Origin of the sequence: Streptomyces sp. SID3343, from assembly GCF_009865215.1 — a bacterium.
GTDB lineage: Bacteria > Actinomycetota > Actinomycetes > Streptomycetales > Streptomycetaceae > Embleya.
This window is the reverse complement of the sequence record NZ_WWJX01001298.1, coordinates 1-15913: the sequence shown is the minus strand read 5'-3', so window position 1 is coordinate 15913 and position 15913 is coordinate 1. Positions and strand designations below refer to the sequence as shown.

Annotated in this window: 17 protein-coding genes and 2 pseudogenes; 12 read left to right on the top strand and 7 right to left on the bottom strand. The window is 70.8% G+C overall.

The window, feature by feature from the left end:
* Positions 1-18: 18 nt before the first annotated feature.
* Positions 19-1128, top strand: coding sequence for a DegT/DnrJ/EryC1/StrS aminotransferase family protein (locus tag GT354_RS40550; RefSeq protein WP_161361542.1), 1110 nt, complete (start codon positions 19-21; stop codon positions 1126-1128).
* Positions 1125-2180, top strand: coding sequence for a Gfo/Idh/MocA family oxidoreductase (locus tag GT354_RS40545; protein WP_161361540.1), 1056 nt, complete (start codon positions 1125-1127; stop codon positions 2178-2180). The genes GT354_RS40550 and GT354_RS40545 overlap by 4 nt, the downstream gene beginning before the upstream one ends.
* Positions 2181-2283: 103 nt before the next feature.
* Here GT354_RS40545 and GT354_RS40540 read toward each other — a convergent pair whose 3' ends face one another.
* The 4 genes from GT354_RS40540 to GT354_RS40525 form a co-directional block, all read right to left on the bottom strand.
* Positions 2284-2466: a hypothetical protein gene (locus GT354_RS40540; protein ID WP_161361538.1), complete on the bottom strand. Its 183-nt coding sequence runs from the start codon at positions 2464-2466 to the stop codon at positions 2284-2286.
* Between the two features lie 128 nt (positions 2467-2594).
* Positions 2595-3023 (bottom strand): ATP-binding protein, encoded by a 429-nt coding sequence (locus GT354_RS40535; protein WP_202512842.1) that lies wholly within the window; start codon positions 3021-3023, stop codon positions 2595-2597.
* A gap of 97 nt (positions 3024-3120) precedes the next feature.
* Positions 3121-3723 carry a hypothetical protein gene (locus GT354_RS40530; protein ID WP_161361536.1) on the bottom strand — a complete coding sequence of 201 codons (603 nt, stop codon included), beginning with the start codon at positions 3721-3723 and terminating at the stop codon, positions 3121-3123.
* 53 nt (positions 3724-3776) lie between these two features.
* The gene (locus tag GT354_RS40525) at positions 3777-4007 is read right to left on the bottom strand and encodes a hypothetical protein (RefSeq protein WP_161361534.1); all 231 of its coding nucleotides are present in this window, start codon (positions 4005-4007) and stop codon (positions 3777-3779) included.
* A gap of 137 nt (positions 4008-4144) precedes the next feature.
* Here GT354_RS40525 and GT354_RS40520 point away from each other — a divergent pair, with 137 nt between their 5' ends.
* The 4 genes and pseudogenes from GT354_RS40520 (at position 4145) to GT354_RS40505 (ending at position 6858) form a co-directional block, all read left to right on the top strand.
* The gene (locus GT354_RS40520; protein ID WP_161361532.1) at positions 4145-5548 is read left to right on the top strand and encodes a hypothetical protein; all 1404 of its coding nucleotides are present in this window, start codon (positions 4145-4147) and stop codon (positions 5546-5548) included.
* Between the two features lie 18 nt (positions 5549-5566).
* A pseudogene (locus GT354_RS40515) lies at positions 5567-6132 on the top strand (GNAT family N-acetyltransferase).
* A gap of 172 nt (positions 6133-6304) precedes the next feature.
* Positions 6305-6628 carry a DUF6247 family protein gene (locus tag GT354_RS40510; RefSeq protein ID WP_161361530.1) on the top strand — a complete coding sequence of 108 codons (324 nt, stop codon included), beginning with the start codon at positions 6305-6307 and terminating at the stop codon, positions 6626-6628.
* Positions 6625-6858, top strand: coding sequence for a hypothetical protein (locus GT354_RS40505; RefSeq protein ID WP_161361528.1), 234 nt, complete (start codon positions 6625-6627; stop codon positions 6856-6858). Before GT354_RS40510 ends, GT354_RS40505 begins: the two co-directional genes overlap by 4 nt.
* A 367-nt stretch (positions 6859-7225) precedes the next feature.
* On the opposite strand, the gene fabI is transcribed toward GT354_RS40505, so the two are convergent.
* Together fabI and fabG are read right to left on the bottom strand one after the other, a co-directional pair.
* Positions 7226-7996, bottom strand: coding sequence for an enoyl-ACP reductase FabI (fabI, locus tag GT354_RS40500; RefSeq protein WP_161361526.1), 771 nt, complete (start codon positions 7994-7996; stop codon positions 7226-7228).
* A gap of 4 nt (positions 7997-8000) precedes the next feature.
* On the bottom strand, positions 8001-8705 hold the full coding sequence (gene fabG / locus GT354_RS40495; RefSeq protein ID WP_161361524.1) for a 3-oxoacyl-[acyl-carrier-protein] reductase: 705 nt from the start codon (positions 8703-8705) through the stop codon (positions 8001-8003).
* 470 nt (positions 8706-9175) lie between these two features.
* Here fabG and GT354_RS40490 point away from each other — a divergent pair, with 470 nt between their 5' ends.
* From GT354_RS40490 to GT354_RS40470, 5 genes are all read left to right on the top strand, one after another.
* Positions 9176-10705: a TldD/PmbA family protein gene (locus tag GT354_RS40490; RefSeq protein ID WP_161361522.1), complete on the top strand. Its 1530-nt coding sequence runs from the start codon at positions 9176-9178 to the stop codon at positions 10703-10705.
* An 8-nt stretch (positions 10706-10713) separates the two neighbouring features.
* On the top strand, positions 10714-12123 hold the full coding sequence (locus GT354_RS40485) for a metallopeptidase TldD-related protein (RefSeq protein WP_161361520.1): 1410 nt from the start codon (positions 10714-10716) through the stop codon (positions 12121-12123).
* A gap of 167 nt (positions 12124-12290) precedes the next feature.
* Positions 12291-12830, top strand: a complete 540-nt coding sequence (locus tag GT354_RS40480; protein WP_161361518.1) for an RNA 2'-phosphotransferase — start codon at positions 12291-12293, stop codon at positions 12828-12830.
* Between the two features lie 144 nt (positions 12831-12974).
* Positions 12975-13649 carry a DUF3099 domain-containing protein gene (locus GT354_RS53020; RefSeq protein WP_346012397.1) on the top strand — a complete coding sequence of 225 codons (675 nt, stop codon included), beginning with the start codon at positions 12975-12977 and terminating at the stop codon, positions 13647-13649.
* A gap of 289 nt (positions 13650-13938) precedes the next feature.
* Positions 13939-14208 (top strand): hypothetical protein, encoded by a 270-nt coding sequence (locus GT354_RS40470; protein WP_161361516.1) that lies wholly within the window; start codon positions 13939-13941, stop codon positions 14206-14208.
* A gap of 226 nt (positions 14209-14434) precedes the next feature.
* Here the strand turns inward: GT354_RS40470 and moaA are convergent, their stop codons facing one another.
* On the bottom strand, positions 14435-15442 hold the full coding sequence (gene moaA / locus GT354_RS40465) for a GTP 3',8-cyclase MoaA (RefSeq protein ID WP_346012396.1): 1008 nt from the start codon (positions 15440-15442) through the stop codon (positions 14435-14437).
* A 206-nt stretch (positions 15443-15648) separates the two neighbouring features.
* Here moaA and GT354_RS55080 point away from each other — a divergent pair.
* Positions 15649-15913, top strand: a pseudogene (locus tag GT354_RS55080) (hypothetical protein); the annotation flags it as partial.

Sequence of the window (15913 nt, the reverse complement as noted above, 5' to 3'; positions counted from 1 at the left end):
ACGGAAGGGACCACCCACGTGACCTCTCCCATCCCGCTCGCCCACGCGACGCCGGACGAGGCGGACATCACCGCCGCCCTACGCGTCCTGCGGAGCGGCCGGCTCGTCCAGGGCCCCGAAGTCGCAGCCTTCGAGACCGAGTTCGCCGCCCTGGTCGACGGCCGCGAATGCGTCGCCGTCAACTCCGGCACCTCCGCGCTGTGGCTCAGCCTCCTCGCGCTGGGCATCGGCCCGGGCAACGAGGTCGTCCTGCCCGCGTTCACGTTCGCCGGCACCGCCGCGGCCGTACGCCTGACCGGCGCCGCCTGCGTCTTCGCCGACATCGACCCCCGCACCTTCTGCCTCGATGCCGCCGCCGCGGCGGCCGCGGTCGGGCCACGTACCGCCGCGCTGCTGCCCGTCCACCTGTACGGACACCCCGCCGCCATGCACGACCTGGTGCCGCTCGCGCGCCGACACGGCCTGGCCTTGGTCGAAGACGCCGCCCAGGCCCACGACGCCGCCCTCGACGGACGCCCCGTCGGCGGCTTCGGCGACGCCGCCGCGTTCAGTTTCTACCCGACCAAGAACATGCAGGCCGTCGAGGGCGGCCTCGTCGCCACCGCCGGCCCCGAACTCGCCGGCGCCCTGCGGCTGCTGCGCAACCACGGCGCACAGGAGCGCTACCGGCACGAACGCGTGGGCACCAACGCCCGCATGAGCGACGTCAACGCCGCCATCGCCCGCAGCCAACTCCGCCGCCTGGACGAGCGGACGACGATCCGCCGCCGCAACGCGGACCGCCTCGACGCCGCCCTCGCCGACGTCCCCGGCGTCATCACCGCGTGGACCGCGCCCGGCGCGCGACACGTCCGCCACCAATACACCATCCGCGTGCGCGAAGCGGCCCTATCCCGCGACGAGTTCGCCAGGGCGCTGTCCGCGCTCGGGATCGGCAACGCGGTCCACTACCCCGTCCCCCTTCACCGCTCGCCCGCCTACCGGGACGCCCTCGACCTCCCGCACACCGACCGCGCCGCCGCCGAGGTCCTGTCCCTGCCCGTCCACCCCCACCTGAGCGAATCCGATCTCGACCGCATCGCCGGCGCCGTCACCGCCCTGGCCCGCGGAAAGAAGGCCACGACATGACCGAGCACACCCTGCGCGTCGCCGTCGTCGGCCTCGGACGCATGGGCCGCCTGCACGCCCGCGTGCTCCGCCGGCTCGATGGCGTCGACCTCGTCGCGGCCGTCGACCCCGCCGGCGACCTCCACCGCGCCGCCGAGGGCATCCCCCTCTTCGCGGACCTCGACGCCCTCACGAACCTGGGTATCGACTACGCGGTCCTGGCCTGCCCCACGCTCCTGCACGAAGCCCTCGCGGTCCGACTCGCCGCCGGCGGCATCCCGACCCTCGTCGAGAAGCCGCTCGCCGCGACCCCCCGCGCGGCCCGCCGCATCGTCGACGCGTTCCACACGGCCGGAGTGCCGGCCCGCGTCGGCTACATCGAACGCTTCAACCCCGCGCTCATCGCGCTCCGCACCCGCCTGGAGGACGGCCAACTGGGCGACGTCTTCGAGGTCGGCACCCGACGCACCGGCCCCTACCCCGCCCGGATCACCGACGTGGGCGTCATCCACGACCTGGCCACCCACGACCTCGACCTCACCGCGTGGGTCACCGGCCACCCGTACACCTCGATCGCCGCCCGCACCGCGCACCGCAGCGGACGCCCCCACGAAGACCTCCTCGCCGCTCTCGGCCAACTCGACGACGGCACCATCACCCACCACCAGGTCAATTGGATCTCACCGATGAAGAGCCGCACCACCATCGTCACCGGCGACCACGGATGCCTCGTCGCCGACACCCTCACCGCCGACCTCACCTACTGGGCCAACGGCCGAACCCCGCACGAATGGGAGGCCCTCAGCGCCTTCCGAGGCGTCACCGAGGGCGACGTCACCCGATACGCCACCCCCAAGAAGGAACCCCTGGTCGCCGAACACGAAGCCTTCCGCGACATGATCACCGGACGCGACCGACACCCCGGCGACCTGCGCGACGCCCTGCGGATCGTCCTGACCGCCCACGCCACCGCCGAAGCCGCACGCACCGGCACGACGGTCCCGATCCCGGACCCGACGACGGACGAGCCGTTCCCCGGTTCGTTCGCGGTCCCGGTGAGCACGCCCGACTGAACGCGGGGATCCGCACACCGCCTCCCGGCACGACGGGCTTCGCCCGCACGATCGCCAACCGACCGCTCCCCGTCACGGCCGTTCGGGGCGCTTGGCCCGTGGTTTACGCATCGGGGCGGGCGTCCTGGTAGGCCCGGGTCATCTGCTCAAGGCGCCGGATGCACGGCTCGCACACGTAGAACGGCGCGGCGCCGTCGTAGTCGGTGTGGATCGGACCGAGCCACATCACCGACACCTCGGCCTGCTCGCACCGCCAACACACACCGACCACCCAACTGCGATGCACGCGGCACCCGTTCCCTGACGACGTCGGGCAACCACCGTCCGCGCAACCGGAGAAGGGCCCTTCCCTCTCCCACGACACGACCGGGCGCCCGACCCACCGCCACGACATGACCGAGTCCACCGGAACCGTCACGAGTGACCCCCTTCCGTCACCGAGACCTCGGCCCACACCCGCTTGCCGACGGGCAGCACGTCCACGCCCCACCGGCCTTCGGAGAGGGAATCGACGAGCACCAGCCCTCGCCCGTGCACGGCCGACAGGTCCTCGCTCCGGGCGATCGGCATCCGGTCCGATCGGTCCGCCACGCCGATTCGCACCGTGCTCGGTCCCATCCGGCGCACGCTCACCCAGACCGTCGCCTCGGTGGCGTGCCGGACGGTGTTCGACACCAGCTCGGAGACGATGACGCCAACCTGTCCGTCGTCGTCCGTCAGGTCCCACGCCGAGAGCGCGGACGCCATCAACTCCCGCGCGTCGCGCGCGGACTGTGGTCGCCTCGGGAGGGCCAACGTGTACGCCGGGCCCCCCGAGTCCGCTGCCGCCGGTTCGGTCACCATGCCGTCGTCGCTCCTCACGAGCGGGCGGACGCCACGGTCCGCCGGCTCCCGGGTATCAGGTGTCGTCGCCCGTTTCGCCGCCAACGCACCGCCGGCCCTAACCACCCAGACCACCACCCGCGGTTCGACCCGCCGCGACGAGTTCGGCAAGCGGCACGGACGAGCACCACCGCGACTTGCCGCCGGGGACGACCCACCACGGGCGCTCGTCACCGGCCGGCGCGCACACACCGGGCGCGGGCACCAGGACCATCGCGCGAGGAGAGCAGGCTCGTGTGCCCGGCTCCTCCCACAGCCGCCCCTCGCTCACCCGGAGCAGCGCCGTGTACGCCGGCCCACGACCGGCCCCCGGCGGCCGGTAGAACAGTGGCCCGCCGTCCAACGCCCGCGCGAGCAGCGGCGCGCACTCCTGCGGGCTCGGCCGATCGACGGCCGCGTGGATCAGGTGGGCCGGGACAGTCACCGCCGTCCACAGGTGGCCGGGGCGCAACCACGCGGCACCGGCCTGGTACCACTCCGTGTGGGCCTGACCTCGCGAAGGGGCGGCCAACACGAGCCATTCCCCGAACTCGACCAGCGCGTGGATACGCGCCTTGTCGGTGGCGGTCTTCAGGATGAGCCCGGCGCGGCGGCCCCGGTCGAGCCGGGCCGAACGAGACGGAGGGTCGACGGGCTGGGCCCTCTTCGGGACGTGCGGCATCGTGTCTCCTGGCATGAGTGGGCACGGGCGCGGGTCCGGCTGACGGTCGCTCATCACGCCTTACGACCCGACAGGTCGGGCGCGGGGTGCTGCGCCAACTGGGCGCCGAGATCGCCGTGCAGGTCCCACCCCTGTACGAGAGACAGATCGATGTCCCGGGCCCCGGGCAGGCCGTGATCGATCCGGAGCCGGATCGGCCGGGCCGGATCGGGCGACGGAACCGCACTAACCAGATAGGACGGTGCGGGAAACTTCGGCGAATTCGCCGCCGTGCGGTCGTTCATGGATACCCCCAAGCGGCATTTCTGCCCATTGCGTGATGTCACGCAATGCAACCGGAGCTACCGTGGGAGCGACAGCACGGATCCAGGACCGATCTACTTACGCCGCTTAACGCCCTGCTCGGGAGGGTGCACACAGCGTGAAAGACACGCGCACACGGAACGAAGCGCTCTGCGACGCCGTCAAAGAGGCCTGCCTGACCTACGATCAGCTCGCCGCCGACATCCGCCGCACAGCGGCCGAGTCGGGCACGATCCTGCGGACGAACTCCTCCGCGGTTACCCACTGGGCCGCCGGACGACCGCCCGCACCGGGCACAGCCGGGTACATCGCCGAAGCGTTGTCCCGACGCCTCGGCCGGCACATCACGCCGGTCGATCTCGGCTGGACCGACCCTGAACATCGAGCGGACCGGGCCGGCGCTGCGCTTGGGACGAGCGTTGGGCCCGATCCAATCGACATCGTACGGCGACTCGGGGAGGCCGACATCAACCGCCGACAGATCATTACCGCAGCCGCGTACAGCGTCGCCGCAGCAGCACTTCCCCTGGGCACAGCGCAAGCCGCAGAAGCCTGCCTGCGCGCTGCCACCACCGCCGGCGGACACGTCGGCGCAGCCGACATCGCCGCCGTTCGCGCCATGCTCCAGGCGTTCACCCGCATCGACGAACGACAGGGCGGCCAACATGGCCGAACCGCAGTGGTCCAGTACCTCCGATCCGACGTCGCCGACCTCACCCGCGGCCGCTTCGCCACCGAGACCGACCGCAACGACGCGCTCGGCACCGCCGCTGCCGTGACCTACCTGTGCGGATGGAAGGCGTACGACGCCGGCGAGCACGGGCTCGCACAGCGCTACTACCTCCAAGCCGTCGCCCTCGCACGCGAATCCGACCACCCTGCCCACGAAGCGTGGATCCTGCGAACACAGGCGAACAGCGCGATGGGCATCTCCCGACCGGAGCACACCCTCGACCTGGCCGACGCCGCTCTTTCCCTCACCGAAGGCCGAGTCTCACCGGGATACCTCTCCCTGTTCGTCATCACCCGAGCCCGAGCCCTTGCTCTCGCGGGACGTGGACCCGAAGCCGCCGCCGAGATTCGTCGCGCCCAAGACCTCGTGCTCCGAAAGAACGAGAGCACCGAGGAACTGCCGTTCTGGGCCTCGGTGTGGACGTCGCGGAACACCGCCAACGTCGCCACCAACGCCGCGAAGACCCTCGTCAGCCTCCGAGATCACGCGAACGCCGAACGGCACTACACCACAGCCGCCTCCACGTTCGACCGAGTCGCCGGCAAAGCCCGTGTTACCGCGCTCTCGCTGTCCGACCTGGGCAGGGAGCAGGCCGCACAGGGCCACCTCGAACAAGCCTGTTCGACTTGGGGCCGCGCCCTCGACTACTTCGAAGGCATCAATTCCGACCAGGCCGCGAAACAAGTGACAGGCATTCGCCGGCAACTCCAGGCCTTCGAGCGCCGAGGCGTCGGCGCGGCCACCCATCTCGACCATCGCGCCCGAGACTGGCAACTCGCCCACGCCTGAGACGAAGAGGGCAGCGTGATGTCCAAGGCGACGTACGAGCGATACGAGGGCCGGCAGGCCGCAGAACGGCTCGACACCTTCATGCCGGCCTACGAGGAGGTCTACGCCGAACCGCCGTAAGCGAAGGTCCCTCCGACGTGGCCCAGTTCATCGACCACTACCTTCTCCACGCGCAGCGGCCGGGGATGCGTCTGATCATCGCCCGCGACGGCGAGGACGTCATCGGCTTCACGTACGGATACCTGCTCCCGCGCGACACCCGATGGTGGGCCAACGTCGACCGGGTCCTCGCGGACGACTTCACGCGCGAGGACGGCAATCGCACGTGGGTCATTCTCGAACTTGCCGTTCGTGAGCAGTGGCGCCGTCGAGGTATCGCCGCCGCTCTCCACGCCGCGCTCTTGGAGGGCCTGCACGTCGAGCGGGTGACACTCACCGTTCGCCCGGAACCGGAGGCGGCCCCGGCACAGTCCGCGTACGCGTCGTGGGGTTACCGCACCGTCGGCCGGTCGCACCCGTGGGAGAACGCGCCGTTCTACAACGCCATGATCCTCGAACTCGACGGCCGGCCCGCCCAAGCCTGACCGCCCGCGCACACAGTGCATTGGGCGTCGCTCACGCCGGGGGGCACGGCCACCGCCCGCTCAAGCCCGGATCACCCCACTCTGTGCCGGCCACCCGCACCTGATGCAGCGCGATCACGACACCGCACACACTCGCTTCCGATCAAGACGGCCGCGCTGCCACGCTGGGCCCATGGACGAGCAGACCCCCCACACGCCGGACGTCACGATCCACACCGGCGGGCCGCGCCATCCGGACCCGGGCGAGATCCGCGCCGAACTCCCGGACGACCTGCGCGCGGAGTTCGACGACGAGTACCGGCACGCACTCAAGGTCGCGGACGACCTCGGTGACCTTTCCCAGCTGGCCCACGTCTTGGCCCAGTGGCAGGGAGAGATGTGGCTGCGCCGCAGCCCCGACGCCGACCGTAACGCCGAGATCATCGCGCGTTTGAACGCGGGCCTGCCCGTCGACACCGTCACCGCCTGGCCCCCACCCGATCAGGAGGACACGTGAGCTACCGCGTCCAATCGCTCTGGCAAGTCCAGCAAAAGATCAAGTCGTTGAGTGCCGAAGGACAGTCCGCGTACGCCTCCTTGACCCGTTCCCTGGCCTCCGATCCCTGGCACGTCGGCAACCCCACCCGCTCCAAGAACATCAGGATCTCGGGGTTCTTCGAGCTGTACGAGGCCACATTCCAGATCGAGGAAACCCACGTCACCGTGACCATCATCGAAGTGCGCTGAGCCCCCGCCGTGAGCCAACGGGCCTGCCACCGCGCGGCCCCGGTCACCCCACCGGCGCCCCGGCCGCCTTGGCACCGCGCACGGCGGAAGCCCCTTACGACATGCCCGCCCGGGCACCGCGACCACAAGATCCCGCGCCGCTGCCCGCACTCGCAGGCCCGACAAGCAGCCGAGCCCACCCGGCGACTCCCTCGCGACGTCCACTCGGCCACCCCCTGGCGCGTCAGCGCCCACTGATCGATCGTCGACCAGTGATCGACGAGCCTGCGAGGAGAGCGGCCGGAGGCCGCCGGCGGCGGAGCCGCCACCGCGCGCAGCGCGGCAACAGAGGAGTGGCCGCGCAAAGCGCGGTCACGCGGTCACGCGGTCACGCACCCATTGCGTGCAAACCCCCGTCGACGTGGACGACCTCGCCCGTGGTCTTCGGGAACCAGTCCGACAGCAGCGCGCACACGCCCCGCGCCGCCGGGTCCGCGTCGCGCAGGTCCCAGCCCAGGGGGGCCTTCTCGTTCCAGACGCCCTCGAACTTCTCGAAGCCCGGGATGCTGTTCGCGGCCATCGTCTTGACCGGGCCGGAGGAGATCAGGTTGACCCTGATGTTCTTCTCGCCCAGGTACCTGGCCAGGTAGCGCGAGGTCGACTCCAGCGCGCCCTTCGCGACGCCCATCCAGTCGTATCCCGGCCACGTCACCTGTGCGTCGAAGTCGAGGCCGACGATCGAGCCGCCGTTCTCGCCCATCAGCGGCAGGCACGCCATCGTGAGCGACTTCAGCGAGTAGGCCGAGACGTGCACCGCCGTGGCCACGTCGTCCCACTCGGTGTTGAGGAAGTTGCCGCCCAGGGCGTCCTTGGGACCGAACGCGATCGAGTGCACGACGCCGTCGAGGCCGTCCACGTGCTCACGCACGCTGCCGGCGAGCGACGCGAGGTGTTCGGGATTCTGGACATCCAGCTCGATCACCGGGGCCGGCTTCGGCAGCCGGTTCGCGATGCGGTTGACCAGCGAGAGCCGGCCGAATCCGGTCAGTACGACCTCGGCGCCCTCCTCCTGGGCCCGCTTCGCGACGTGGAAGCCGATCGAGGCGTCGGTGATGACGCCGGTGACGAGAATGCGCTTGCCCGCAAGCAGGTCGCCCATGAATTCAGTGCCCCATTCCAAGTCCGCCGTCCACAGGGATGACGGCTCCGGTGATGTACGACGCGGCGTCGGAGGTCAGGAACTTCACGACTCCGGCGACCTCGTCCACGTCGGCGTAACGACCCAGCGGGACCTGCTTGAGGATCTCCGCCTTGCGCTCGTCGCCGAGCACCTCGGTCATCGCGGTGTCGACGAAGCCGGGCGCGACGACGTTGGTGGTGATGTTGCGCGAGCCCAGCTCACGCGCGATCGAGCGGGCGAAGCCGACCAGGCCGGCCTTGGAGGCCGCGTAGTTGGCCTGCCCCGCCGAGCCGAGCAGCCCGACCACCGACGAGATCAGCACGATGCGACCCTTGCGGGCTCGCAGCATGCCCTTGCTCGCCCGCTTGACCACGCGGAACGTGCCCGTGAGGTTGGTGTCGAGGACGCTGGTGAAGTCCTCTTCGCTCATCCGCAGCAGCAGCGTGTCGCGCGTGATGCCGGCGTTGGCGATCAGCACCTCGACCGGGCCGTGCGCGGCCTCGATCTCCTTGAACGCCTGCTCGACCTGCTCGCCTTCGGTGATGTCGCAGCGCACCCCGAGCAGCCCCTCCGGGGGTTCGCCCGAGCGGTACGTGATCGCGACCTTGTCGCCGTCGGCGGCGAAGGCCCGCGCGATGGCCAGGCCGATGCCCCGGTTTCCTCCCGTGACCAGTACGGACCGGCTCAACGGATCACTCCTTCGTCGTCGTCCGGCCCCCGGGTGGGGCCGTCGGCTTGCGTCACGATGACGCTATCGGGCTACCCCGGGGTAAGGGGAATCGGTCCGGGACAGCGTGCCTGCGGTGATCGTTGTGGGAACCCGACAAGAACCGACGAGCAACACCACGAACCGCACGACGGGCACCACGACGAGCACCACGACGGGCACCACCCCCGAGCCGCCCCGCACGCGAACCCCCACCCACCTCCGCCACTCCCACTCCCACGCCCACGCCCCACCGCATCCCCACCCGCGAGATCCGGCCGGCCTCCCCCGCACAGGTTTCACGCCCCTCCCCCGCGCGCAGGACCCGTCCGATCGGAAAGCGCACGACCGCCCGCCGGAGGACACCGCACGGGTGCGGCCGGAACGCCGTCGACACGCCGTCTGGTTGACTGAACGACGCGAGCCGACAGGCCGAACGTATGGAGGAATGGGTGCCCAACGAGATCGATCCGACGTTCCTCGCTTATCCCCTGCGGGAGCTGGCCGACGCGGCCCTGTCCCGGGCCAGGGAACTGGGCGCCGAACACGCGGACTTCCGCTTCGAGCGCGTACGAGACGCGTCCTTCCGGCTGCGCGACGCGCGCACCGAGTCCTCGGTCGACGTCACCGACGTGGGCTTCGCCGTACGGGTCGTGCACGACGGCGCGTGGGGCTTCGCGGCCGGCGTGGACCTGACCCCCGAGGCGGCGGCGCACATCGCCGAACAGGCCGTCGCGGTCGCCCGGGTGTCGCGCTCGGTGAGCGTGGCCGCGGGCGCCGGTCGGGGCGAGACCGTCGCGCTGGCCGAGGAGCCGGTACACGCGGACGAGACCTGGATCTCGGCATACAAGATCAACCCGTTCGACGTCCCCGAGGCCGAACGCATCGGGCTGCTCGCGCGCTGGAGCCGTGAACTGCTCGCCGCCGACGGCGTGGACCACGTGGACGCGACGTGCATGGTGGTCCAGGAGAACAAGTTCTACGCGGACACCGCGGGCACCACCACCACCCAGCAACGCGTACGCATGCACCCGGCGCTGACCGTGATCGCGGTCGACCGCGAGTCCGGCGCGTACGAGACCATGCGCACGATCGCGCCACCGGTGGGCCGCGGCTGGGAGTACGTCACGGGTGAAGGTTGGGACTGGGACGAGGAGTTGGCCTCGCTTCCGGAGCTGCTGCGCGAGCGGCTCGCGGCGCCGACCGTCGAGGCCGGCGAGTACGACCTGGTGATCGACCCGAGCAACCTGTGGCTGACCATCCACGAGTCGATCGGACACGCGACCGAACTCGACCGCGCGCTCGGCTACGAGGCCGCCTACGCGGGGACCTCGTTCGCGACGTTCGACAAGCTGAACAAGCTTCAGTACGGCTCGCCGGTCATGCACGTCACCGGTGACCGCACCGTGCGGCACGGCCTGGCCACGATCGGCTTCGACGACGAGGGCGTCGCGACGCAGACGTGGGACCTGGTCACCGACGGCGTGCTGACCGGCTACCAACTCGACCGGCGGATGGCCCTCATGCAGGGCCTGGGCCGCTCCAACGGCTGCGCCTACGCGGACTCCCCCGGGCACGTGCCGGTGCAGCGGATGGCCAACGTGTCGCTGCAACCGGGCTCGGACGACCTGACCACGGCCGAGCTGATCGGCCGGGTGCACCGCGGCCTCTACATCGTCGGCGACAAGTCGTGGTCGATCGACATGCAGCGCTACAACTTCCAGTTCACCGGCCAGCGCGCCTACCTCATCGAGGACGGCCGCATCGTCGGACAGGTCAAGGACTTCGCGTACCAGGCGACCACGACCGACTTCTGGGGCTCGATGGAGGCCGTCGGCGGCCCGGGGACCTACGTTCTCGGCGGTGCCTTCAACTGCGGGAAGGCGCAGCCCGGGCAGGTCGCGGCGGTCAGCCACGGCTGTCCCTCCGCGCTGTTTCGCGGTGTGAAGGTCCTCAACACGGTTCAGGAGGCGGGTCGATGAGCGGGTCGATGAGCAGGCAGACCGTGGTGACGCGGCCCGGCGAGACGGTCGAGCGGGCGCTCGCGCTCTCGAAGGCCGACGGGTGTGTGGTGATCGCCGAGGAGACCTCGGCCGCGAACCTGCGCTGGGCCGGCAACGCGCTGACCACCAACGGCGAGACGCGCGGCCGGCGGGTCACCGTCGTGGCGACGGTGGCGGGCGCCGAGGGCACGGCGTCGGGGACCGTCTCGCGCAGCGGCGTGACCCTCGATCAGCTGGAGAGCCTGGTACGGGCCGCCGAGGCGGCCGCCCGGGACGCCGCCGGGCCGGCCGAGGACGCCCAGCCCCTCCTGGGGCCCACCGGCGGCCCGGACGGGGGTTTCGACGAGGCGCCCGCGCAGACCTCGATCGGCGTGTTCGAGGACTTCGCGCCCGCGCTCGGTCAGGCGTTCGGGCGGGCCCGGGGCGGCGACCGGTTGCTGTACGGGTTCGCGTCGCACCAGTTGACCTCGACCTACGTGGGCACGTCCGCAGGTCTGCGCCTGCGGCACGATCAGCCCACCGGACACGTCGAGTTGAACGCCAAGTCGGACGACCTGACCCGCTCCGCGTGGGCAGGCGTACCGACCCGCGACTTCCGTGACGTGGACCTGGCGGCGCTCGACGCCGATCTCGCGCAGCGGCTGGCCTGGGCGGCCCGTACGGTCGACCTCCCGGCGGGGCGCTACGAGACCCTGCTGCCGCCCACGGCGGTCGCCGACCTGCTGGTGTACATGTACTGGCAGTGCAGCGCCCGCGACGCGCAGGAGGGCCGTACGGTCTTCAGCAAGCCGGGTGGCGGCACCCGACTGGGCGAGCGGCTCACCGAGTTGCCGTTGACGATGTACAGCGACCCGCGCTACCCGGGCCTGGAGAGCGCGCCGTTCACCATCGCGCACTCCTCCGGCGACGCGGCGTCGGTGTTCGACAACGGGCTCGGCCTGGACCGGACGAACTGGATCACCGACGGTGTGCTGAGTTCGCTCCTGACCAACCGCCACACGGCCGCCCTGACCGGGCTGCCGGTGGCGCCGGAGATCGACAACCTGATCATGGACGGCGCGCCCGACGGCCCGTCGCTGCCGGAGATGGTCGCCTCGACCGAGCGCGGTCTGCTGTTGACGTGCCTGTGGTACATCCGCGAGGTGGACCCGCAGACGCTGCTGCTCACCGGGCTGACCCGGGACGGTGTGTATCTCGTCGAGGGCGGCGAGGTGGTCGGCGCGGTCAACAACTACCGCTTCAACGAGTCGCCGGTGGATGTCCTCGGCCGCGCCGTCGAGGTCGGGCGCACCGAGCGCACGTATCCGCGCGAGTGGGGCGACTGGTTCACCCGCGCGGCGATGCCGCCTTTGCGGGTCGCGGATTTCAATATGTCGTCGCAGAGTCAGGCCATGTAGGACGAACCGCCCGAGCATCGGCGGCCGGCCTGAGGCCCGCTGTCCTCAAACGCCGGACGGGCTGACGTCAGCCCGTCCGGCGTTTGTCTGCGGACCGCCCCGTCCGCCCACTCACTCGCCGAAAATCGCTGTCCCCGTACGGGATTTCGTGCTTTCGTCGAGGGGTTATGGACATTGTCAAAACCTCGAAATATCTGTCCCGAGCCCTCCGGCATCAGCCCGAGCGCCTCGGCATCACCCTCGACGACGCCGGCTGGGTCGACGTCGACGCCCTGCTCGCGGCCTGCAACGCGCGCAACTTCAGGCTCACCCGGGGGCAGTTGGACCGGGTCGTCGCCGAGAACGACAAGCGGCGGTTCGCCTTCTCCGCCGACGGCACCCGGATCCGGGCGAGCCAGGGCCACACCGTCGCGGTGGACCTGGGCCTGGTCGTCCAGGCGCCGCCGGCCGTGTTGTACCACGGTACGAACGTCAAGGCCGAGGCCGCGATTTTGGTCGAGGGCCTGCGGCCGATGAGTCGCCACGACGTGCACCTGTCCGTCGACGTCGAGACCGCGCGCCGGGTCGGCGGGCGGCGGGGTCGGCCCGTCGTGTTCGTCGTGCACGCCGGGCGGATGGCCGACGACGGCCACCGGTTCCGCCGCTCCGACAACGGGGTGTGGTTGGTTCCCGCCGTACCGCCGACCTATCTGGAGCGACCGGCCTGATCCGGGCCGGCCCGAGCGTCGTTGCGCCGGGTGGGTCAGTTTGCGGCAAAGGTCCCGGCCCCCGGTCTCGGCGCGGCGTCCGCGCGGGCGTACCGTGAATGGCCGGACGAATCTGTGGGCGCATGGTCGGAAACGGTGGGATCGGTGAAGAACGCCAAGAGCTCGGTGTACGAGATCAGCGGTGCGCGCAAGGGCCTCACGGAGGACGTGGCGGGGCGTCAGCGCAGATATGTCATCTCGATGTCGATCCGTACCGTGTGCTTCGTCTCGGCGGTGTTCACCCCCTCGCCGTGGCGTTGGATCCTGATCGCGGGCGCGCTGTTCCTGCCGTACATCGCGGTGGTTTTGGCCAACGCCGGTCGTGAGCCCACGTCCAACACGCCGATCGCGGCCCAGGTCGTGCCGCCGCTCCCGCCGAAGGCGATCGAGCCGCCGCCGGGCGCGGTCCTCACGAGCGCCGAGCGCGCGACGGTGCGCACCCACGCGGAGGACTCGTGGACGACGCCCTCCGCGCCCTTCGGCGGGCCCTCTCCCGACGACACTTCGAAGGGCTTTCGCGAAGGCTTCCCCAAGGACTCCGCCGACGGCTTCCCGAAGGACTCCGCCGAGGGCTTCCCGAAGGACCCCTCCGAAGGCTTGCCCAAGGACTCCACCGAGGACGTGCCGAAGGGTTCCGCCGAGCGTTGCGCCGCGGACCCCGACACGCCCATCACCCGTTCCTCGCACACGAATTCGGATACGCACGGTGACAGCGACGGTGCCGACCGGGGCCGTAGGGGCGAGCCGGCAAGCACCCCTCCGCAGCCGACGAAAAATTAGCGGGAAGCGCTACGCGGGTTGGTGCTTCAACCGCAAGCAGGACGTGCCATACTTCGAAACGTGCTCCGTATCCCCCGTCGGAGCGACCGACGCGATGCCGGGCGGCTCCCCCCGTGGCTGCCCGGCATCGCCCGTGTCCGGGGTCGTTTCGCCGCCGGACATGTCGACGCGTGACCGGTTTCTGCACCGGTCCGTTGCTTACTGAGAGCAGCGCTCCGGTTGGTGACTGACGCCGCGTCAGACAACCGCCCCGGCCGAGACGGCCGCCTCGTCTGCGACACTGGGACGCATGTTCCCGACACCCGCCGACCCCGTCCGTCCGATCTGCTCGGCGAAGGGCTGTCGCGCCGACGCGCGCTGGGTGTTGGCGTGGAACAACCCGAAGCTGCACACCCCGGAGCGGCGTAAGACCTGGCTCGCGTGCGACGAACACCGTGAGCACCTGTCGCAGTTCCTGGCGATCCGCGGTTTTCTCAAGGACACCGTCGCCTTCGCCGACTGGCACGACCCACACACCACGCAAGCGCCCGCCGGCCGTGCGCCCGGCGAGGATTCCTGACCACGCGTCTTCATCCGTCGGGTCGGCGTGGCCCGACCGACCACCCACCGTGACCCACATCCGGGGCGGGCACCGACAGCCGGAATCGGGGATTCCGCTTTCGGGTCGTACCGCGACCATGTCGACGCTCCGGCGCGTGGAACCGGCCGCGCTCGATGCCCCGTCGCCTGCTCAGCCGGCGATCAGGGCGCGATCACGCGGCGCACTCGAAGCGCCATGAAGGCGTTCAGCCGCCGATCGCCGACATCGGCCGGTCCGGCTGGAGGAACGTGGGGGCGTCGATTCCCGCGCCGGCCTTCTTCGTGCGCATCGCCGCGCGCCACCGCTCCGCGATCTCGGCGTCGCCCGCGCCGCCGCGCAGGGCGGACCGCAGGTCGGATTCCTCGCGCGCGAAAAGGCAGTTGCGGATCTGACCGTCGGCAGTGAGCCGCGTACGGTCGCACGCGCCGCAGAACGGCCTGGTCACCGATGCGATCACGCCCACCGTGCCCGGGCCGCCGTCGACGAGCCAGCGCTCGGCCGGATTGCTGCCTCGGGCGTCCTCGGCGTCGAGCCGAAACTCCGCGCGCAGGGATTCCAGGATCTCGCCGGCCGTGATCATCTCCGCGCGATCCCAGCCGTGCTGCGCGTCGAGCGGCATCTGCTCGATGAACCGCAACTCGTAGCCGCGCTCCAGGCACCACGCGAGCAGCGCTGGGGCCTCGTCGTCGTTCACGCCGCGCATCAGCACGGTGTTGACCTTGACCGGCCCCAGTCCCGCGTCCACCGCCGCGGCCAGCCCGGCGAGCACGTCCGCGTGCCGGTCGCGTCGGGTCATCGCCTTGAAACGCACCGGGTCCAGGGTGTCCAGGGAGACGTTGACCCGGTCGAGCCCGGCCGTCACGAGCGCACCGGCGATCCGGGCCAGCCCGATCCCGTTGGTCGTCACCGACAGCGTCGGGCGCGGGTCGAGCGCGGCGGCCTCGGACACGATGTCGAGGATCTCGCGGCGCAGGAGCGGTTCACCGCCGGTAAAGCGGACCTCGGTCACGCCCAGCCGGGTCACCGCGATGCGCACCAGCCGGGAGATCTCCTCGCCGGTCAGCAACTCCGGCTTGGCCAACCAGTCGAGCCCTTCCTCGGGCATGCAGTAGGTGCACCGCAGATTGCAGCGGTCCGTCAACGAAACGCGCAGGTCGGTCGCCATGCGGCCGAAACCGTCGACGAGACCTCCCGCGAGGCTCTGCGTGCTCACCCTCGTCCCCCTTCTGCTTGCGCCCTATTGGTTGCGGCAAGCTTCCCAGGTTACGCGGGTCGCCTCCGATACCGACCGTACGCCGGCCCCGATCCACATCCGCGCCGGTTGCAGTGGCGTATCCCACATCCGCACGGACAACCCCGGTGCGTCCGGTTCGCGTGATCCAGGAGAGGATCCAGGCTCACTACGAGGAGGCTTCACCGGTGAGACACGCAGCGGGCAGTGATCCACAGCCCGACGAGGGAGGTACACCAGACGGAGCACATTTCCTCGACGCTTCATGGCAACAGAACGCGGCCGATCCACCGCCCGGTCGGTTCGACGCCCCCACCAAGCCGGTACCCGCCGACTGGTACCAACAGCAGCAATCCCCGGTGCCCCCCACGACACCGGCAGCCGCACGCGACACACCCGGTACGGCCGGCGCGGGCGGTACGGGCGGTACGGGCCGTACGGGCGGCACAGGCG